The sequence below is a fragment of the Paenibacillus lacisediminis genome, assembly GCF_046567315.2.
Genome location: NZ_JBKIAX020000003.1, coordinates 45,601 through 64,815 on the forward strand (window position 1 = coordinate 45,601; position 19,215 = coordinate 64,815).

Annotated in this window: 15 protein-coding genes and 1 pseudogene; 12 read left to right on the top strand and 4 right to left on the bottom strand. The window is 53.8% G+C overall.

The genetic code is table 11. The features are described from left to right. Nucleotides 1-11 precede the first annotated feature (11 nt). Complete coding sequence (locus ACLD72_RS06430) at nucleotides 12-1,817, bottom strand: ABC transporter substrate-binding protein (protein WP_411000983.1); 1,806 nt, start codon at nucleotides 1,815-1,817, stop codon at nucleotides 12-14. Between the two features lie 203 nt (nucleotides 1,818-2,020). Here ACLD72_RS06430 and ACLD72_RS06435 point away from each other — a divergent pair, with 203 nt between their 5' ends. Next, on the top strand, nucleotides 2,021-2,203 hold the full coding sequence (locus tag ACLD72_RS06435) for a hypothetical protein (protein WP_411000985.1): 183 nt from the start codon (nucleotides 2,021-2,023) through the stop codon (nucleotides 2,201-2,203). 95 nt (nucleotides 2,204-2,298) lie between these two features. Further along, nucleotides 2,299-3,375, top strand: coding sequence for a glycosyltransferase family 4 protein (locus ACLD72_RS06440; RefSeq protein ID WP_411000987.1), 1,077 nt, complete (start codon nucleotides 2,299-2,301; stop codon nucleotides 3,373-3,375). A 62-nt stretch (nucleotides 3,376-3,437) separates the two neighbouring features. Here the strand turns inward: ACLD72_RS06440 and ACLD72_RS06445 are convergent, their stop codons facing one another. Continuing rightward, nucleotides 3,438-4,214 (bottom strand): YheC/YheD family protein, encoded by a 777-nt coding sequence (locus tag ACLD72_RS06445; protein WP_411000989.1) that lies wholly within the window; start codon nucleotides 4,212-4,214, stop codon nucleotides 3,438-3,440. A 176-nt stretch (nucleotides 4,215-4,390) separates the two neighbouring features. Between ACLD72_RS06445 and ACLD72_RS06450 the strand changes: the two genes are divergently transcribed. The 5 genes from ACLD72_RS06450 to ACLD72_RS06470 all read left to right on the top strand — a co-directional run bounded on the left by ACLD72_RS06450 (nucleotide 4,391) and on the right by ACLD72_RS06470 (nucleotide 10,216). Then, nucleotides 4,391-4,870, top strand: a complete 480-nt coding sequence (locus ACLD72_RS06450; protein WP_411000991.1) for a MarR family winged helix-turn-helix transcriptional regulator — start codon at nucleotides 4,391-4,393, stop codon at nucleotides 4,868-4,870. Further along, on the top strand, nucleotides 4,867-6,114 hold the full coding sequence (locus tag ACLD72_RS06455) for an MFS transporter (RefSeq protein WP_411000993.1): 1,248 nt from the start codon (nucleotides 4,867-4,869) through the stop codon (nucleotides 6,112-6,114). Before ACLD72_RS06450 ends, ACLD72_RS06455 begins: the two co-directional genes overlap by 4 nt. A 157-nt stretch (nucleotides 6,115-6,271) precedes the next feature. Further along, nucleotides 6,272-7,843, top strand: coding sequence for a spore germination protein (locus tag ACLD72_RS06460; RefSeq protein ID WP_411000995.1), 1,572 nt, complete (start codon nucleotides 6,272-6,274; stop codon nucleotides 7,841-7,843). A 10-nt stretch (nucleotides 7,844-7,853) separates the two neighbouring features. Beyond that, nucleotides 7,854-9,107, top strand: coding sequence for a Ger(x)C family spore germination protein (locus ACLD72_RS06465; protein ID WP_411000997.1), 1,254 nt, complete (start codon nucleotides 7,854-7,856; stop codon nucleotides 9,105-9,107). 20 nt (nucleotides 9,108-9,127) lie between these two features. Further along, a complete protein-coding gene (locus tag ACLD72_RS06470; protein WP_411000999.1) occupies nucleotides 9,128-10,216 on the top strand; it encodes a GerAB/ArcD/ProY family transporter in 1,089 nt (362 codons plus the stop codon). A 70-nt stretch (nucleotides 10,217-10,286) separates the two neighbouring features. Here ACLD72_RS06470 and ACLD72_RS06475 read toward each other — a convergent pair whose 3' ends face one another. Continuing rightward, nucleotides 10,287-10,469 (bottom strand): hypothetical protein, encoded by a 183-nt coding sequence (locus tag ACLD72_RS06475; protein WP_128633346.1) that lies wholly within the window; start codon nucleotides 10,467-10,469, stop codon nucleotides 10,287-10,289. A 336-nt stretch (nucleotides 10,470-10,805) separates the two neighbouring features. Between ACLD72_RS06475 and ACLD72_RS06480 the strand changes: the two are divergent. The 3 genes and pseudogenes from ACLD72_RS06480 to ACLD72_RS06490 form a co-directional block, all read left to right on the top strand. Further along, a pseudogene (locus ACLD72_RS06480) lies at nucleotides 10,806-11,957 on the top strand (glycosyl hydrolase family 8); the annotation flags it as partial. A gap of 66 nt (nucleotides 11,958-12,023) precedes the next feature. Then, complete coding sequence (locus ACLD72_RS06485; RefSeq protein ID WP_411001152.1) at nucleotides 12,024-12,383, top strand: discoidin domain-containing protein; 360 nt, start codon at nucleotides 12,024-12,026, stop codon at nucleotides 12,381-12,383. A gap of 43 nt (nucleotides 12,384-12,426) precedes the next feature. Next, nucleotides 12,427-12,561, top strand: a complete 135-nt coding sequence (locus tag ACLD72_RS06490; RefSeq protein ID WP_458475645.1) for a hypothetical protein — start codon at nucleotides 12,427-12,429, stop codon at nucleotides 12,559-12,561. Nucleotides 12,562-12,912: 351 nt separating this feature from the next. Here ACLD72_RS06490 and ACLD72_RS06495 read toward each other — a convergent pair whose 3' ends face one another. After that, nucleotides 12,913-16,263, bottom strand: coding sequence for an SNF2 helicase associated domain-containing protein (locus ACLD72_RS06495; protein ID WP_411001154.1), 3,351 nt, complete (start codon nucleotides 16,261-16,263; stop codon nucleotides 12,913-12,915). Nucleotides 16,264-16,515: 252 nt separating this feature from the next. Between ACLD72_RS06495 and ACLD72_RS06500 the strand changes: the two genes are divergently transcribed. Together ACLD72_RS06500 and ACLD72_RS06505 are read left to right on the top strand one after the other, a co-directional pair. After that, on the top strand, nucleotides 16,516-18,162 hold the full coding sequence (locus tag ACLD72_RS06500) for an AraC family transcriptional regulator (protein WP_411001001.1): 1,647 nt from the start codon (nucleotides 16,516-16,518) through the stop codon (nucleotides 18,160-18,162). 119 nt (nucleotides 18,163-18,281) lie between these two features. Further along, nucleotides 18,282-19,211: an ABC transporter substrate-binding protein gene (locus tag ACLD72_RS06505; RefSeq protein WP_411001003.1), complete on the top strand. Its 930-nt coding sequence runs from the start codon at nucleotides 18,282-18,284 to the stop codon at nucleotides 19,209-19,211. The last annotated feature ends 4 nt before the right edge of the window (nucleotides 19,212-19,215 follow it).

Genomic DNA, 19,215 nt, shown 5'->3' on the forward strand with positions numbered 1-19,215 from the left:
ACATCACCGTTTTATCCCGCCGGCAGCGCAGAGGTCAACCAGATATCCTTAAAATCCATCCAACCGAGATTGTTGATCGCGAGCCCCCGAATCGACGGGTGAACATAAGTGTGCAGCTTCTGGTGAACCAAAAACATCACCTGGGCTTCTTCCTGGAGCCGGTATTCGATTTGCCGGAGCAAAGCCTGGCGCCGTTCCGCGGAAGGGGAAGCCAGCACCTCGGCCACCATGCCAAACACCCACCGGGTCAGTTCCGGCGGCATCGTCCGGCGCAGGAAGCTGTTATCCATCAAATAGCATTCCAACTCGCAAACTTCGTCTTCGGCGAAGACGAGGCAGGACAAAACGCAGTCCGCTTCCTGGGAAAGATCGGCCGTGTTGGCCATATTCGATTTGTCTGCATAGCGGATTTCCACAGGAATTCCGATCGTGGCGCATTGCCACCGGATCCATTCCGCCTCATCGCGGTCCAGATAATTGGCGACAAGACGAATCGGGGTACCGTCGTATCCGGACTCCTCCAGCAGCTGCCGGGCCGCCGCGGGATCGTGGCGGTGGATGCCAAGTGCGGCATCTTCGGTCGGGCGGAAACTGCGGGCCGGGTATCCCGGTTTTCCGGTATGCGCGAGCATCCCGGGACGGTCGATGATCAGATTGACCGCCTGACGGAAAGCCAGCGACTGCTGCGGCCCCTTTTTGTTGCGGTTCCAGTTGATCAGGCTGCATCCTTTGCAGAGCTGTTCGATCCGTTCCCAGTCTGTGCCGGCACGATCGGGAATGCGGGTATCGCCTCCGATAATTTGCTCCCATTTGATTCGGGAGGAATTCGGGATGTTGTCGGGCAGGAACACGAGGGTTACGCCGTCCAGATAAGCTCTGCCGAGAAAATACGCCGGGTTCACCTCCAGCTCCATCCGGCTGTCGCTCCAGTGCGTCAGGCGGAAAGGGCCCGTGCCGCTCGGCTGCGTCCAAAAAGCTTGTTCATCCCGGCCGATCAGGTCGGAGGGAAGAAGGGAAGCGCAGGATGAGCAGAGGAGGCGAGGGAACAGCCAGTTCGGCTGGGTCAGGAAAAATGTGACCGTTCTCGGGTCAGGCGCCTCCATGCGTTCCACGGTAGCCAACAGCCAGAGGTTGGCCGAACCGTCTTTTAGGCGGCCGAAGGTAAACATGACGTCTTCCGCGGTCAACTCCTTGCCGTGGTGAAAACGGACGCCTTTACGAAGGTGGAACGTCCATTCGTCACCGTCTGCACTATGCTCCCAATGGTGCGCGATCATCGGCACGACTTCGCCAAGCGTTCCGTCGAATTGGACCAGCCGGTCGAATAATTGCCGGACCAAATGCGAGTCGAACCCGTAAAACAGGTTGGCCGGATCAAGCGTCATCGGCTTCTTGTAAACGGGCAGGCGGAAAATGTCCCTGCAGGTTTGGCCGGCAGCGAGCTGCTCGATCCCGAATTGCTCGTTCAGCCATAAAATAAACTGCTCCACCACCGGCTTATCCTCTTCATGCTGATTGAGGAACTCAAACGCCTCCCGGTATTCCCCCTTTTGCGCCAGAGTTTGCGCCAGCTGCAGGAGAAAAGCGGGCCGGCCGATGCGGAGCACGAGCCGGGAACGGTGGCCGCGGCCCCGGCCGGGATGCCACTCGATGAGCTCTTCTTCCTGCAGCTTGCGGATGATCAGCTTGACGTTTCGCTCGGTGCAGTGAAACAGCTCCGTCAAATCCTCCAGCGCCACCTCAACTTCCCGCGTTTCCAACGATTCCGGCCCGGAAAAATGATTAAGCAATGTTACATAACGTTCTGCCGTCAACATGTGAGTATCGCCTCCACAAGGGATATTATCTTGATGTTTGCAAGTACAAAGAACCGTATATTCCCGAACATGTCCCGTTTATTTGCCTAAAAGGGGAAGTGCTTTTGCAATAGTGTACACTTTTTCTTCCTGCTTTTAAAGCGGATAATGAAGGCAGTCAAAGCGGCTAGGATAAAACGGGAAGCCGTAAGGAGGTCACAAGCATGAGTTTCGATGAATTTTACCGCAGAGAGCGGGAGCTGAAGCATTTTCATGAAACAAAAAGCAAGCTTTACGAAGCTTGGCATATAGACGACAAGATCATTCGGGAACGGTGCGGCAAGGGCAAAAGGGCGGAAACCGCGTGGGTGAAGACGCTCCGGGCGTTTTTTCAAATGGTCAAATGATAGAACTCTAAATCCGGCCTTTGCCCCGGAAGCAACCACAGGTCTGAACGCATATGGTGAATAAGCCTTGTGATTCTATGCGTAAGGAGGAGAACATGAACATCTTAATGGTTGCCCCCGAGCAGATTCCGGTTCCGGGGAACGGGTCGGTGGAAATCTGCATGCTGGCCATCGCCAAAGAGCTGGCCGACCGCCATACCGTGACGATCATCAGCAGAAAATCCGGAAGTTTGCCGCCGGTAAGCCGGATTGGAAAATTGACGATCGTCCGCGTGCCATCGGGCAGTTCCGGCCGATACATCGCTTCCGTGCTGCGTTATGTGAAAGGGAGAAGTTATGACCTGATCCAGGTCGATAATCGTCCCCATTATGCGGCCAAAGTCAAAGCCGCGTTTCCGCGCACACCGGTGTCGCTGTTCCTTCATTCGTTAACCTTTGTGAAAAATACGGCTGCGGTAGCTCTCAGCATGGCCAAAGCCGATCTCATCGTCGCCAACAGCGATTCGCTGAAGGCGAAATTGAATGAACGATTTGGCAGGTTGGCGGGCAAAATTCATACGGTGCATTTGGGCGTTGACACCCATCGTTTTAGACCCCCGGCCCGGCGCACAGTCCCATCAGGTTCATTTCGCGTGCTTTTTGCCGGAAGGGTCATTCCCCGTAAAGGAATTCCCGTTCTGATCAAAGCCATGGAACTGGTGCGGCGGGAAAAATCCGGAGCGAGCCTGACGGTTGTCGGAGGAGGAAAAGCCGGGTATTTGCGGGAACTTCGCCGGTTGGCCGGCAAACACCGGGTTCCCGTCCGTTTTGTCGGGAAGGTTCCGCATCGGCTGATCGACCGTCGTTTCCGCCAGGCCGACTGCTTTGCTTGTCCTTCTCAAGAGCACGAAGCGTTTGGGCTGGTCAATGTGGAGGCGATGGCATCCGGACTGCCTGTCGTGGCATCCGATATCGGCGGGATCGGGGAGGTCGTAAACCATGGCCACAACGGTTATTTGGTGAAGGTCTATTCGGACCCCCGGGAGCACGCCAAGTGGATTTTGCAATTGGCGAAACACCCGGAATCGGCCGGCAAAATGTCCAGACAGGCCAGACGGGACGCGGTAGCCAAATTCGGTTGGAAGCAAACCGCCGCAAAGCTGATGAAGATTTATAACCGGTATGTATCCTGAAAAAAAGGGTGGAGGATTGCTGCAGGTATCCTGCGGCAATCCTCCGTTTTTAGAATAGGGCACTATTTATGCTGAAATCTCCCGTTCGCACGGGAATAGCGGATGACTGTACGAAATACGTTTTTGTCCTTTAGTTTCCTGAATATAAACGGGTCCGGCGACGTATTGACTTCGAGGATCCAGGGACGCAGCTTGTGGTCGATGGCAATATCCGCGCCGATCTCGCGAATCCCGGGAAAAACCTTATGAAGGTGGTTGGCCACATCTTCGCCAATGTTTTGCAAATTTCTGCAATATGATTTGACCTTCGGACCCTTCACATGCGGGGAGAGCAGTTTTTCCGCGGGCACCAGGGTGCCGTTGCTATGATAGTTGGTGACGATTTTTTGGGGATGGGCCAGCCTGCCGATATAACCGGTTGTTTTCCAGACTTTTTGCGGCGTTTTTTGGACCATAACCCGCAGATCAAACGTGCGGTTTTGGTAGGTGAGCAAGTGAATGCCCTGCTGAACGAGATAGTCCCCCTTTCGTTTATACCGTTGGATGGAGGCGTAAAGCTCGTCGAAAGTATTGAAGGAACGGGCTTTTGTCTCGAGCTGGTAGCGGTATGGGGCGCTGCTTGCCGGCGGCTTCAGCTCCACTCTCATTACTCCTTTTCCCATGGAGCCGTTAACCGGCTTGACGTACACCATTTTGTGCTTCTTTAACATGTTAAGCAGGTTGGCCCGATTGAACATTCGCAACTCCGGCAGGTATGGCTTTAGTTCTTTATTTTGCAGAAGCGCTTTGTTTTTTTTCCATTTACTGATAACATGGCGCGGATGCCGGCCTAATTTCATGATTTAAAATCCCCTTTATGGAGTTTTTCTTATAGGCAGTGTATTCCGGCTGGATGGAAAAGGGCTGAGATGATAACCTATTTGGCGGCAAAAAAATCCGCGTACGGCTTTACAAGAAAAGTTAGTTATAATATTATTGTCATAACAACTAATTTGCGGAAAGGGAAGTTTTGCGGATGGGGGTAAATCAACATGGGGCTGACTTGGCTGTCGGCTTCATTATGGGCGTGACTTACCGGAAAATCGCGTCATTACTGCAGCAGCGATTAAAGGAGTATGACATTACACCGGAGCAGTGGTCCGTGCTCCATCAGATCGACCAATCCGAAGGTTTGATTCAGAAAGAGATTGCCGACCGCTGTGGCAAGGACAAGCCTACCACCACGCGCATTCTCGATTTATTGGAAAGCAAAGGCTTAATCCACAAGCAGACCAGAAAGCAGGACCGCCGCTCCTTTGCGGTGTTCAGTACGGAACGCGGCAGGACGTTAATCCGGGAAACGATTGCGCTAGAGCAAGGAGTCACGGAGGAAGTGAAGCGCTGCATGTCCGAGGAGGAGTACCGCGTGCTGCTGAATTTGCTGGAGCGGGTCAACGCGCACATCACCGGCCAACTGGAGAACAATCAGACAGAGAGTGGGAGAAATCAGAGATGAAGGAATCAATTCAATCCGAACCGTTGTGGACGAGGTCGTTTATTTCGTTAACGATCTCTACTTTTTTGCTGTTTTTAAATTTGCATATGCTGTTGTCTTCGTTTTCCGCTTACGTCAAAAACGAACTGGCCGCCACGGATTTGCAGGTCAGTCTGGTGACCAGCGTATTTGCGGCTTCCGCCATCGTGACGCGCTTTTTGGCGGCGGCCTTGTTAAAAAGAATGTCCTCGAACAGCCTGCTGTTCATCGGCCTGATCATCGCGGCGGCAATGACCGCGCTGAACAGCCTGGCCGGATCCGTCGGGACGTTATTGATGATGCGGGCGGGATACGGGGTCGGATTTGGGATCGCCAGCACGATTTTGCCGACACTGGTTTCGCAAATCATCCCGCTCCGGCGCATGGGCGAAGGCATCGGTTATTTCGGCTTGTCCACCAGCTTGGCGATGTCGGTTGGACCGATGCTCGGACTTAACGTGATGGGGCTGTTTGGATTCGGCACATTGTCGCTGGCCGGTGCGGCCGCCGTGGTGATCATGATTCCGCTTTTGCTGCTGACCCGGGCGCTGCCTCCCGCTTCCCAAGGCCGGGATTCAGGCAAGGCTAATCAAAAGGAGGCGTCAGGCGGCCGGAAGGAGAGCGAAGACAAGCAAACCCGCGGTTTTAACCGCAAGCTGTTGTTCCCGGCCTTTTTAAATATCGTATTGGCGATTACTTACAGCGGGTTGCTCAGCTTTATCGCACTTTATGGAGAGTTTGTTCATCTTTCGCAGGTGGGGTTATTTTTCCTGTTTAATGCCATTACAATCGTCATTATTCGGCCTATTTCCGGACGTATCTTCGACAGTAAGGGACACGCTGCCGTGCTTTTGCCCGCGGCCGCTTCGGTGATCGCCAGCATGGTGATCCTATCGTTCACAACCTCGCTGGGCATGCTGATTTTGTCGGCACTGCTGTACGGACTTGGCTTTGGCGCAATTCAGCCGACGTTACAGGCTTGGATGATTCGCAGCAGCTCGCCTGAGCAATATGGCGCAGCCAACAGCATGTTCTATAATTCCACCGATTTCGGCGTTGCGATCGGATCGGTGATTTTGGGAGCGATCGCTTCCGCCACGGATTACGCCGTTATGTATCGGTATTCCGCCGGGTTTATGGGAATGTTTATTGTCATTTATTTGCTGGTCATAGCGGCAACCAGGGCTGGTCAAGCTAAGGCAATCACAAAAGCCAATGAGCGATAAATTTGCAATCTGAAGTGAAAAGTTCAAAAAGAGCGGGCCGAGGGGCATTCCCTCGCGTTTCGCTCTTTTTTTAATGAAGCAAAAATAAGCTTCCCCATCGAATACAAATTATGGATATGTGCCATATTACTGTTAGTTCACGGGTTGGAGGCGCGTCATGAGGAAACTAGGCCGAAATCTACGAAAAAGCAGCCGTGCAGGAGCCGCGGCCTTAGCGGATCGGGAAACGGGGCAACAAGCAGACGAGCGACTGGACAGTTCATTATCCGGGACGATTTCTTATTTGCGCTCAAAGATGGGTGGCAGCTCCGATGTCGTCATTCGCCGGCTGCAAAACCGCGGCCCGGCAGGGGAGGACGTGGCCGTCTGTTATATTGGCGGGCTTATCGATCAAATGCTTTTAAGCAAATTGATCGACGATTTGGACAAGCGTTTCTTTATTGTGGATCAGGACTATCCAAGCGAGCCGCTCGCCGACCAAATCGGAGCCGGAAACGTGAAGCGGATCTCAGGCGGGACCGATCTGATCTCCGCCATTTTAAGCGGTTCCGCCGCGATCGTTATCGACGGGGCGCAAGGCGCCATCGTTGCCTCCATTCCGGGCGGGCCGCGCAGATCGGTCGAAGAGCCTTCGACCCAAACCGTCATTCGCGGGCCAAAGGAAGGGTTTACCGAAGAATTGTCCACGAATATGGCTTTGCTGAGACGAAAGATCAGGTCTCCCGCTCTGCGTTTCGAAAGCCGGACGGTGGGGACCTATACGCAAACGAAGGTTGTCGTCGCTTATATCGCGGGAGTTGCCAATCCCGCCGTGCTTCAAGAGGTGTTTAACCGCCTTGATGCCATTCATACGGACAGCATTTTGGAAAGCGGTTATATCGAGGAATTTATCCAGGATACAACGTTCACCCCGTTTCCGACGATCATGAACACGGAACGTCCCGACGCCGCGGCGGGAAGTTTATTGGAGGGACAGGTTGTCATTCTGGTGGACGGAAGTCCGTTTGTGCTGATTTGCCCGGTCACGTTTTTCAAATTTTTCTTGTCCAGCGAAGATTATTATCAACGTTACGATATTTCGAGCTTTTTGCGCGGGATCCGGCTGCTTGCCTTCCTGGTCGCTATGCTGCTTCCTTCCATATATATCGCCGTGACCACTTTCCATCCGGAAATGCTGCCGACCACACTGCTGATTAGTCTTGCGGCACAGCGTGAAGGCACTCCTTTGCCTGCTCTGCTGGAGGCGTTGCTGATGGAAATTACGTTTGAAGTCATTCGCGAAGCCGGGGTTCGCATGCCGCGGGTGGTCGGGTCGGCGATTTCGATCGTCGGTGCGCTCGTCCTGGGGCAGGCTGCGGTGCAAGCCGGTTTGGTATCCGCCGCGATGGTCATCATCGTATCGTTTACGGCCATCTCCAATTTTGTCATCCCTACGTTCGGCATGTCGTCCGCGGTCAGACTCATCCGGTTTGGATTAATGATCCTGGCCGGAACGTTTGGGTTGTACGGCATATTGGCCGGCCTGATTCCGATCCTGCTGCACCTTGTTTCCTTAAGCTCGTTTGGCGTCCCTTATTTATTGCCGGTCGCCCCGCTGAGTTTTAGTAATATGAAGGATGTCTTTATTCGGGCGCCCTGGCCAAAGATGAAGAAGCGGCCGGCGTACATTAACGAAGACAACAAAACAAGACAAGGCTCCGTACCGAACGACGGGCTGATTAAAAAGTAGGGGAATGAGAATGAGCGCCATTATGCGGGTGTTTTTGTTGTGTTGCGCTGCAGCGGTCCTATGTCTTACTGCAACCGGATGCTGGAATCGTACGGAACTGAATGAGCTAGGCATCACCGTAGCCACGGGGTTCGACCGGTCCGGAAACGATTGGGAAATATCCTATCAGATTGTCGTTCCTTCCGCCACGGGGACAAGCCAGGGAGGAGGAGGGGGCGGAGGCGGAGGCTCCCAGCCCAGCGTAACCGTGTTTACGACGAAAGGCAAGACGATTCGGGAAGCGGCCGCTTTTGGGTATGTGGAGAACCCGCGCCGGCTATACTTCGGCCATACCGAAGTTACGGTTATCGGCAAAGAGGCGGCGGAAGCGGGGATCAACGAAATTTTAGATTTATACTTTCGCAATGTTGAAGCGCGTGAAACCGTACTGATTGCCGTAACGGACCGCAAGGCCTCGGATATTTTGAGAAATATGGTGCCTCCGGAGAAAATGCCGGGCAGCGCGCTGGCAGATATTATGCACAAACAGCAAGCCAATACCTCCTATTTTCCAGTTATTAACCTGTTTCAACTGGCGCAAAAAATTTCGTCCGACTCGCGGGCGGCTGGCGTTCCGGCCATAAGTGTTCCCGAAGGCAGTGAAAAGCCCTTAGAATCCCTGGATATCAACAAAACCACCTCTCCGCCCGTTAAAATGAAAATCGTGCGCCTGGGAGTATTCAAAGGCGATCGGCTGGCGGGGTGGCTGAGCCGGGAGCAGAGCTACGGCATTGCCTGGCTTACCGATCAGGTAAAGGGCAGCACTCTGTCGTTTGCTTGTCCGCGCAGTGATCCAGAGAGCAATCTTGGGGGCTCCCTTCGCATAAATAAGGCGAAAACGAAAGTAACTCCCGTAAAGGCGGGGGATCATTATAAAATGAAGGTTCGCATTCAAGCCAGTGGAGACTTGCTGGAATACATGTGCGGCGGCGATCCGTTCAATCCCAAGACGATACAGGCGATCGAGCGCGAAGTTGGCGCTACGATTATCGACACGGTTAATACGGGATGGGAAGCCGCGCAAAAAATGCGCGTCGATTTGCCGGGATTTGCCGGAAAAATTCACCGCAAAGATCCGAAATCCTGGAAAGAGCTGAAGGACAATTGGGACGAGGAACTCGCCAAGATCGAGCTGGAAGTGCATGTGACGGTAAAAATCGAGCGTCCCGGTCTGTTGAAGAAATCGTTTAAACAGCTATCTAACCAAAGCGGCCATAGTGGATGAAGCAGGAAGAAGGTTAACTCATGAAGCAGGAGAAATCCGGACTTGCCGAATTGATTGGCGGATTTGTTTTGTTTGAAGTCGGGAGCACCACGTTGTTTCAAATCGGCGGAGATGCCGGGCAAGATGCGTGGGCCGCCATGGCCATCGCCGCCGTTGCCGGCTTCATTCTTTTAATGATGTACTGGGCTATTCATCGCCGCGACCCTGAACTTGATCTGTTCGAATTGTGCCGAAAATATTTGGGGAAAACGGCGGGTTCGCTGCTTTCCGCCTTATTCGTCGTTTATTTTGCTTATGAAGCCTCACGTAATTTACGCGATTTGGGAGAATTGGCCGCTTATGTGCTTCTGAACCGAACTCCGCTGGTGGTCATTATGCTCATCGGGATCGCTATCGTGGCCAACAGTGCCAGATACGGCATTCGGGTCGTGTTCCTTTGTGGTCTTGTCTTGTTTCCGCTCGTTGTTTTAAGTTATATGATACTCATTTCGATGATCGGGGGGCTAGGGCTAATGCACTTTGAAAATATGCTTCCTGTATTGGAAAACGGCTTAAAGCCCGTTTGGAAGGAAGTCCCGAACATTATTTCTTTCCCTTTCGCTCAACCGGTGCTGTTTCTGGTATTTTTTTCGCGGCTGAAAACGGAGAAAAATGCCCGTAAGGCTTTTTTGATCGCTTATGGGTGCACTGCCGTGTTCCTGATAGCCGTCAATCAAATCAACGTGCTGGTGCTCGGCCCCAAACTGGCGAGCGCGGTAGCCTTTCCGCTGCTGCAAACCGTGCAACTGATCGAATTGGCTGAAGTGTTTGAGAGAATGGATGTGCTGTTTGTTATTGTTTTGTTTATGGGGCTTGGCGCCAAAATGCTTCTGTTTTATATCGGCGCCGTGAAGGGATGCGATCGGGTTACCGGAGTTTCTTATAAAAAATGGATCATTCCGGTGGGCATAGCGATTTTTGGTGCTGCTTTAACATCTCCGAATTATTCGCATTTTATATGGGTCGGCCTCGAAGTTGTGCTGAAATGGTACCCGCTGATTCAAATATGTGCTCCGGCTTTGCTGTTCATGGCGATGCTGATCAAGCGCAAAAAGAAGCTGCCGCAGTAAGTAAAACGTCTCCGCGATGTTCTAAAAAAATCCGCTATGGCCACCGGCCACGCGGATCGTTATCGACGGCTTATTGTTTTGCGGAATCGGTATCGGCAAACGGCGCCGGTTTGGCCACCCATTCGTCGGCTTCCGGTTCGATGTCCACGCCGCTTTTCATTTTCTTTTTCTCGGCCATAGAGTCGCCGGCAGGATCGATTTTATTGCGAAGTTTCGCTTCGTCGCGGGAATGCTGCCCGTTTTGCTGTTCCATGCTGTTCCTCCTTGTTGTTTCATGCTGTAGTGGTAGTTTGCCTTATTTATCGTTTCCCGATCCGTGCAATTACAAACATTTTAGCGCTTACCGGCTTGCTTTCACATCTTGTCCAATTGTAATAAAATACAATTAAGGACATCCTTGCTATTCATATCCAACGACCGAAAACGTAAGGCTTGATTTGCACTTTCGATTCGAGGAGGAATGATGATGCGTTTGACAAGGAAAGCGGCAGTACCTGCTTTAAAGCTTCAAAGGTTATGTGTGATGCTTATTTGCATGACGGTGTTCGTTTCGGCGGGATGGCTTGGTCCGGAACGGCGTGCGAACGCTGCCGGGGAATTAAAGCCATTTCCGCAGCAGGTCAGTTACCCGGGAATCATTAAACCGAATCACGTAACGCAAGCGGCGCTGGATCAAACCGTGGCGGAGTATTACAGCTACTGGAAAGCGAAATATCTCAAGCACGATCTGGCTTCACTGCCGGGCGGATACTACGTGAAAGGGGACATTACCGGAGACCCGGACGGCTTTACCGCGTTAGGTTCCTCTGAAGGGCAAGGGTACGGGATGATCATTACCGCGCTGATGGCCGGTTACGATCCTGAAGCCCGGACGATTTACGACGGACTGTTTAAAACGGCAAGGGCTTACAAAAGCTCGGGCAATCCCAACCTGATGGGTTGGGTCGTGGCGGACGATCCGGCCGCGCAAGGGCATTTCGGTTCGGCCACCGACGGCGATCTCGACATCGCTTACTCGCTGCTTCTCGCCCACAATCAATGGGGATCGGGCGGCGCGGTCAACTATTTGCAGGAAGCGAAAAAAATGATCACGGACGGGATCAAGGCAAGCAACGTCACCAAGACCTATCGCTTGAACCTGGGCGATTGGGATGCCAAAGACGCTCTTAACACGCGCCCTTCGGATTGGATGTTCAGCCACCTGCGGGCTTTTTACGAAGTGACGGAGGATGAAACCTGGATCCACGTCATCGATAGTTTATATAATGTGTACCAGCAATTCAGCGAAACTTATTCGCCAAACACCGGGCTGATCTCGGATTTTGTGGTGGGGAATCCGCCCAAACCGGCTCCCGAATGGTATTTGGATGAGTTTAAGGAAACTAACATTTACTATTACAATGCGAGCCGGGTTCCGCTGCGCGTCGTGATGGATTATGCCTTGTACGGGGACACGCGGGGCAAAGCGATCTCGGATAAGCTGGCGGCCTGGATTCAAAGCAAGACCGGCGGATCGCCCGCAGGCATCAAAAACGGATACAAGCTGGACGGCTCGGCCGTCGGGGATTACGCCACGGCGGTGTTTGCCGCTCCGCTCATCTCCGCGGGAACGGCCAACAACGCCAACCAGGCCTGGGTCAACGCCGGGTGGGATTGGATGAAGAATCAGAAAGAAGACTATTTCAGCGACACTTACAATTTACTGAACATGCTGTTCCTTTCCGGCAACTGGTGGAAACCGGAGGCCCAAACCGTGCCGCCTGCAGCGCCCAATCTGGCCTTGAACAAGCCGGCGGTATCCAGCTCCGTGGAGGGCGTGGGATTTGAGCCAAGCCAAGCAGTCGATGGCAATCAAATGACGCGCTGGGCCAGCCGCGAAGGCAGCGATCCGGAATGGATCTACGTGGACCTGGGATCGGTCCGGCAAATTACCGGGGTGAAGCTGCGCTGGGAGGATGCCTATGCTACGCATTATAAAATCCAGGTATCCACCGACAGCGGCGATCCCGAGCACTGGACGGACGTCTACACGGCAACAAGCGGCGACGGGGGCGTGGACGAAATCCCGCTGGACTCCAAGCCGGCCAGATACGTAAGAATGTACGGGATCGGGCGGGGAACCCCTTACGGCTATTCGCTATACGAGTTTGAGGTTACCGGGCAGTAGGGATAACTGCTGCTGAGCGCTGACCGGAGATGACTGACCGCAAATGGCTAACCGGACGGCTTGGGTGCTGGCTGCCGACGACTGTCCGACATTCCCGGCTGTCCACGGTCGGCTGACTGTTGACGCTTGTCCGCCTGTCCGGCTGCCCGCTGTCCGCCGATTGCTGGTTGCTGGTTGATGGTCGCGAGACGGCTGGTCATTGGTCGCAGGCCGCTGGTCGCAGAAATAGCGGTAAAAAAAGGCCTTATTTTCGCCAAAAAGGGAGTATCGCATAAATAGAGGATTTTTTTACCGCTATTTTAAAAGGGTGGGGCCGAAAGGTGCTTTTTTTCATGCGTGGTCTTCAAATAGGGACCAAAAGTTCCGCTATTTTCCGCAGCAGAGGTAAAGTCTCACAAATAGCGACATAAATTACCGCTAATTCCGGCAGCATAGGCTGCCCAAGCAAGTTTTTGCTTCACCTCCCTACGCCAAAAGCATGGATTTGCACATTAAAAACCCACCGGAGTGAATTCTCCGGCGGGTTTTCTCATATCATCAGGATTTCCCGAATCTCCTGCTCGGTGAGGGCCGAGAACGACTCTTCGCCGGGCTTCAGCACTTCCTCCACGAGGTTCTTTTTCTTCTGCTGAAGCTCGTACATTTTGTCTTCGACCGTCCCTTGCGCCACCAAGCGGATCACCTGAACGATGTTTTTTTGCCCAATCCGGTGGGCGCGGTCGGCAGCCTGCTCTTCCACCGCGGGGTTCCACCATAAATCGTACAAAATGACGGTGTCCGCGCCGGTGAGATTCAGACCGGTGCCGCCCGCTTTCAGCGAAATCAGGAACAGATCGCGTTCGCCCTCGTTAAACCGGGTGCAAAGCACAACTCGCTCGGAGGCAGGGGTTTTCCCGTCCAGGTAAAAAAACGGAAGTCCCCGGTACCCCAATTCGCGGCCGATGAGCCCCAGCATTTCCGTAAACTGCGAAAAGATCAGCACGCGTTTCCCGGCGCTTTGGCATTCCTCCACCATCTCCATCAGCTGCTCGAATTTCGCCGAGCTGCCCTCGTAACCGTCGACGAACAGGGCGGGATGGCAGCATAGCTGGCGCAGCCGCGTGAGTCCGGCCAAAATACGGATACGGTTTCGCTGAAAGGCGTCCTCGTTTAAATGCTTTAACGTTTCTTGCTGCAGCTTGGCCAAATAGGCGACGTACAATTTCTTCTGTTCCGGCAGCAGCTCGGTCGCCTGCAAGGACTCGATTTTTTCCGGCAGCTCCTTGAGCACGTCGGATTTCACACGGCGCAGCAGAAACGGGCGAATCCGCTTTGCGATCGTATCCCGGGACAGCTCGTTAAACGCTTGGCGGCTCGGGAAAAGCTCCGGAAACACGGCGCTGAAAATGGACCATAACTCCTCAAGCGAATTTTCGATCGGCGTCCCCGTCAAGGCAAACCGGTGTCTCGCCTGAAGGCTTTTGACCGCCTGCGCGGTTTGGCTGGCATAATTTTTAAAGCTTTGCGCCTCGTCCAAAATCAGCGTATGGAACGACAGCTCGGCAAACTGCTCGATGTCCCGGCGCAGCAGGGGATAGGAGGTGATGATCACATCGGCCTCGGCCGCTTCCCTTAGCGCCCTTACTCGTTCGGCTTTGCTGCCGTCGGCGATCACCGCCTTGATTTCCGGAGCGAACTTCACCAGCTCGTTTTTCCAGTTATAAATCAATGAAGCGGGGGAGACGATCAGCGCCGGCTGTCCGGACGCGGCGATCTCCGGGAGCACCGAAACGATGAAGGCGATTGATTGCACCGTTTTGCCGAGGCCCATATCGTCGGCCAAAATTCCGCCGAAACGGTAATGGGCCAGCGTCTTTAACCACTGGTAGCCGTAGGCCTGGTAATCCCGCAGAACGCTGGAGAGATGCGCCGGAACCGGGAAGTCCAGATAATCCGGATTCCGCAGGTTATGGAGCAGCTGCCGCAGCGATTTGCCAAGCTTGATCGGGCTTCCGGGCTCCGTCTGTTCCTGGAGATGGATGCCGCGGCTGACCGGCAGACGGAATTCACTGCCTTCAATCTCATTCCGGCGAATGCCGAACTCGTTCATAAATTTGACGATCTCCTGGAATTCGGCGCTTTCCAGCGGCATTAACGCCCCGTTCGGCAGACGGTAATACCGCCGTTTTTCTTCTAAAGCCAGCAGCAAGCCGCGAATTTCCGATTCATTAATGCCGTCCATGTCAAAGCGGAACTCCAGCCAATCCGTACGTTCGTCCAGCTCCACGGAGATTTTGGGCGGCCTGAGGTCGGACAACAGTCTAACCTTCACGGCCGAGGTGGCGTAAATCTCGAGCAGCTTCTCAAGCTCGGGCACGACATGATACAGAAACTCATATTCCGCTTCTTCGTCGTCCAGAAAATAGCCGCTTTCCGTTTTCGCGAACGCGCTTGTTTCCATCAATTCGAGAATTTGCCGTTCTTTTTCGCTATCCCGCAGCAAAATCAGGTCAGTTCCCCGCTTCGGACCATGTTCTTCCAGAGGGTTAAAAATAATGTCTCCGTATTGGAATTCCAGTCCGGCCAGCAGGCGATCCTTCACCCGGTCGAGATAAAGCTTGGCTTTCAGCTGCGTGCGCACCATGCGCCCCGCAACGTTGTCTTCGATTTCGATTTTGCCGAGCTTGGATAGTCCTGGCAATACTTTTTCCACAAAGGGCTCGATTTGCTCGGGCTGCACGATGATCCGCTGCTTGCGGGCCGTCGCCAGCAGATGTTTGATTTCCGCTAGACGCCGGCACTCTGCCGCCGGCTGTTTGATGATTTTGCCTTCGGTCAGAATGACCCCGTAATCCTCCAGAATAATGCAATCGTCAAGACCGCGGACGGCAAAATGAAAGTGGTTGTCCCCGGCTTCACCCAGTTCGAATTGCAGCGGCAGCGGTTCAGCGGAAACGGTTAGACGGGGCCAGGTTTGTCCATGTTGCTCCAATTCAGCGGCCGGGGCTTCCATCAGCAGGGGCAGCAGCCGGTCCCAAAAAAACGCCGGGATCGGCAGCAGCCGGTCTCCGTTTCCATATATCTTGGCAGGCATATAAGCGCCGAAGGTTTCCTGGTACATCCGCTCGTTGCGGTTAATTTCAATCAGCTGCTGCAACAGCGCCTCGTCAGCCGGCAGAAAGCTGTGACGGTCAGGATCATAGCAGAAATGCTTGGAGAAGATGAAGGGCTCGCGCCGGCCTGCTTTATCGAGAAAGTCCCGGATGTTTTTGACGATATAAGGGCGTTTCTCGCCGACTTTCATCTCCAGTCCAAACAGGTGCTTCCGGTACCCGTAGGGAACGGGGCGCAGCGTAAAAACGGCCTGCAGCGGCGTTCTTGCATCAAAGCGGGCCCCGGCGCGGAGCGGCAGCTTTGTTTTGTCTTCGAACAAGTGCATCATGTCGCGGGCGATCCAGATGTCCCGGGAAGAAATTTCAACCGGGCGCGCTTGGGGAGCGGCGTTCTGTGCCTCGCCAAAAACATCGTCCCCGCCGCGCTCCCCATACCCCTCGTCCTCCTCATGTCCGGTATGCAGCAGGGAAGGGTAAGATCGCACCGGGGGCTTGCCGTTTTGCTGCATATCGTGCACGCCCAACAGCACCGCCGCGATATGCTTGCAGTAATTGGTATAGGTATAAAAAGCCGGACAATTGCACTCCGCATGGACGTCCCCGTGTTGATCGATCTGCACCGATACGTGATAAAGGCCTGTTCCCGACACATCCGCTGCGTAGACGCGGGAAGCGTGATCGATTTTCCGAAAGGTTACTTTCCCCGTCCGGTAATAGGCCTCTCCGCGCTCGTAAGAAATGCGTCCGCACAACAATTTGATCACGCGCTGCGTTAGTTGAAAGCTCATCATTAATTTCCTTTCTCCGTTCTACAATGATCTCTCATTATGATAACAGAAAAGGGACATTCGGAAAAACGCTCAGCCCATTTCTCCCGTAAACAGCATCAGTCATCGCCTGCCGGCCGGTTACTCCGGTTGGATCTGGACGAACCGGATCGATCGAATCAGCGCGGGGCTGAGTAAGGATTTAGGATTGATGTTGAGAACGGTTATCAATATACTTAATACGAGTACATTGATAAAGCGAGATGTCGGAACATGAAGCAGATGAAAAACGATTTGAAACTGAGAAAGCTGGGTGATTTATCATTCCGGCTTCGTTCCGTTGAGTACATAAAAGGCGAAATTGGGGGCGGCTTAAGGCAGCAGCTGGCGATGTCGTTTGTCTTGATTGTGGCGGTTCGGAGCAGCGTGCGGCTGATTGTCGACCAGGAGCCGGTGGAGCTGGACCGATCCAGCGTTTTTCTCGGAGTTCCCGGGCAGACGTTTGGCGCTGCCGAGCGCAGCGGGGAGGCCGAGCTGTATGTTTTTTATTTTGATGTGCTTGCCTTTCCGCAGCCGGATCAACATGAAGGAAGGAACTACCCCCGGATGGACCGGACTTCCGCATCGCTGCCGTACCCGGGAAAAATGTTCGTTTATCCTTACGATCGACTGGCGCCGATGGGCGCCGATCTGTATCAGACATGGCATGGTACAGACGAACTGGGGCATTTCCGCTGTCAGATCGATTTGCTGGAGATGCTTTTTTACATATACCGGAACCGCCGGTCGAAGCCGGAGAACGCCGGCGCGGCTGTGGAATACGCCAAACGTTACATCGAGGAGCATTACGTCGAGCCGATTACGATCGAGCGGCTGGCCCGGATCGCGGAGCTGAGCCCGAAATATTTTGTGGAGTTATACAAGAAAAAATACGGTAAAAGCGCGATCGAATACGTCACGGAACTACGGATGCGGCGGGCGAAGCGGCTGATGGCAGGGTCCCCGGCCAAGCTGCGCGACATTGCGCACATGATCGGCTATGCGGACGAGTTTTATTTTAGCCGCAAGTTCAAACAGGTGATCGGCGTATCGCCGTCCGCCTATATGCAAAATAGCCGCAGGAAGCTGGCGGCCTACAGCCCGCCGGCGCTCGGCTATCTGGTTCCGCTTGGGATTTTGCCTCACGCGGCTCCGCTCCACCCGAAGTGGACGGAATACTATTACCGCGAGTTCAGCGGCGAAATTCCGGTCCAGTTCAGCGCTTACCGGTACAACGAGGACTGGCGCGCCAATCTGGAGCAGCTTCGGCAAATTTCCGCCGATCTGATCCTCGCCGCCGAGACGATTTCGGCGGAAGAACGAAGCGAGCTGGAACGAATTGCGCCTGTGAAGCTGCTTGCCGTAGCGCGTCTCGGCTGGCGGGAGCAGTTTGCTTCGCTGGCTGCGGATTTGGGCGAAACGTGGCAGGCCGGAAAATGGCTGGAGAATTATTCCTTTCAGTTGAACCGGACGAAAGAACTGCTGCCGCTTGCGCTCCGTCAGGGAACGGTGGCCGTCATCCGCATGATGAACGAAAGCCTGTTTCTGCATTGCAATCGCGGCATGGCCGGGTTATTGTACCACGATTTGCAGCTGATTCCGGCTTATGACGGGGACTCGGATGTTTACAACCGGCCGGTAAGCCTGGAGGAGCTAAAACGAATCAATCCCGGCCATATTTTGATGATGGTGCGCCAGGACAGCGAATCGATCGATGCGTGGGCAAGATTGCAAATGGATCGGGAGTGGCTGGCGATTCCCGCGGTTGAGCGGCAAAGAGTGCGGCGGCTGTCCTCGGACCCGTGGCTTGAATATTCTCCGCATGCCCACCTGCGTATGCTGGAGCAGCTTGTCCGGTTGTTTTCGGGAGAATGTCCATAATTGTTCCGAAGATTATCCATGGCAAAGCGGAGGTCCCTTTTTTATAATCGACAATGATAATCATTATCATATATTTATGGTGATGATTTTGTTTGCATAGGGAAAGGGGCTGCGGAGAGATGAAAAAGTTGACTTGGGCAGCGTTGGTTGTCCTGCTGTTTGCATTGGTGTTACCGGCGTGCGGGTCCGGGGGAAGCGCTGAGACTGGAATGCGCACGATTGAATATTTGGGCCAGACCTACGAGGTTCCGGCTAAGGTGGAACGTGTCGTCATCACCGGCTCGATGGAAGCGATGGAGGATGCCCTGGTGCTGGACGTGCACCCGGTAGGAGCGATTACGTTCGGCGGAGATTTTCCGGAACGCTTTGCGGCGATTACGGATCAGGCGGAATCGATCGGGGAGAAAATACAGCCCAATTTTGAAACGATTCTGAAGCTTAAGCCGGACGTCATTCTCGGCTCGACGAAATTTCCCGCAGAGGTAGCGGAGAAGCTCAGCAAAATCGCACCGACCATTCTCGTCTCGCATTTGGCCGTCGACTGGGAAGCGAGTTTGAACCTGCTGGCGGAATTGACGGGAAAGCAGGCTGAAGCCGAACAGGCGATCTCGGAGTATCAAAGCGATCTGGAGAAAGCCAAGGCGGAACTGACCGGGAAACTCCAGGATCAAAATGTGCTGGCGGTGCGGATCCGTACCGGGAAGCTATTTATTTATCCGGAGACGGTATTTTTTAATCCAATTTTGTATGCTGACCTTGGTTTGAAAGCGCCGGCGGAGGTTGCCGCGGCCAAAGCGCAGGAAGAAGTGACGATCGAGCAGTTTGCTGCGATGAATCCGGATTATTTGTTTATTCAGTTTGCGAGCGATGAGAATCGGGAAACGAAGACGGCGCTGGATGAATTTGTGGCTGACCCGATCGTCAAAAACATAAATGCGGTGAAGAATGGCAAAGTGTTCGTGAACGTGATCGACCCGCTTGCGGAAGGAGGCCCTGCGTGGAGCCGGATCGAATTCCTGAAGGCGGCGCAGGAACGGCTTGCCGAGTAATGGG

Excerpts from the sequence above, each read along its gene's own strand:
- ACLD72_RS06490 (WP_458475645.1), top strand. The coding sequence starts at position 12,427 with ATGGCTAACCGGACGGCTTGGGTGCTGGCTGCCGACGACTGTCCGACA.
- ACLD72_RS06465 (WP_411000997.1), top strand. The coding sequence starts at position 7,854 with ATGAGCGCCATTATGCGGGTGTTTTTGTTGTGTTGCGCTGCAGCGGTC.
- ACLD72_RS06440 (WP_411000987.1), top strand. The coding sequence starts at position 2,299 with ATGAACATCTTAATGGTTGCCCCCGAGCAGATTCCGGTTCCGGGGAAC.
- ACLD72_RS06450 (WP_411000991.1), top strand. The coding sequence starts at position 4,391 with ATGGGGGTAAATCAACATGGGGCTGACTTGGCTGTCGGCTTCATTATG.
- ACLD72_RS06460 (WP_411000995.1), top strand. The coding sequence starts at position 6,272 with ATGAGGAAACTAGGCCGAAATCTACGAAAAAGCAGCCGTGCAGGAGCC.
- ACLD72_RS06495 (WP_411001154.1), bottom strand. The coding sequence starts at position 16,263 with ATGAGCTTTCAACTAACGCAGCGCGTGATCAAATTGTTGTGCGGACGC.
- ACLD72_RS06455 (WP_411000993.1), top strand. The coding sequence starts at position 4,867 with ATGAAGGAATCAATTCAATCCGAACCGTTGTGGACGAGGTCGTTTATT.
- ACLD72_RS06435 (WP_411000985.1), top strand. The coding sequence starts at position 2,021 with ATGAGTTTCGATGAATTTTACCGCAGAGAGCGGGAGCTGAAGCATTTT.
- ACLD72_RS06500 (WP_411001001.1), top strand. The coding sequence starts at position 16,516 with ATGAAGCAGATGAAAAACGATTTGAAACTGAGAAAGCTGGGTGATTTA.
- ACLD72_RS06430 (WP_411000983.1), bottom strand. The coding sequence starts at position 1,817 with ATGTTGACGGCAGAACGTTATGTAACATTGCTTAATCATTTTTCCGGG.
- ACLD72_RS06445 (WP_411000989.1), bottom strand. The coding sequence starts at position 4,214 with ATGAAATTAGGCCGGCATCCGCGCCATGTTATCAGTAAATGGAAAAAA.
- ACLD72_RS06470 (WP_411000999.1), top strand. The coding sequence starts at position 9,128 with ATGAAGCAGGAGAAATCCGGACTTGCCGAATTGATTGGCGGATTTGTT.
- ACLD72_RS06505 (WP_411001003.1), top strand. The coding sequence starts at position 18,282 with ATGAAAAAGTTGACTTGGGCAGCGTTGGTTGTCCTGCTGTTTGCATTG.
- ACLD72_RS06475 (WP_128633346.1), bottom strand. The coding sequence starts at position 10,469 with ATGGAACAGCAAAACGGGCAGCATTCCCGCGACGAAGCGAAACTTCGC.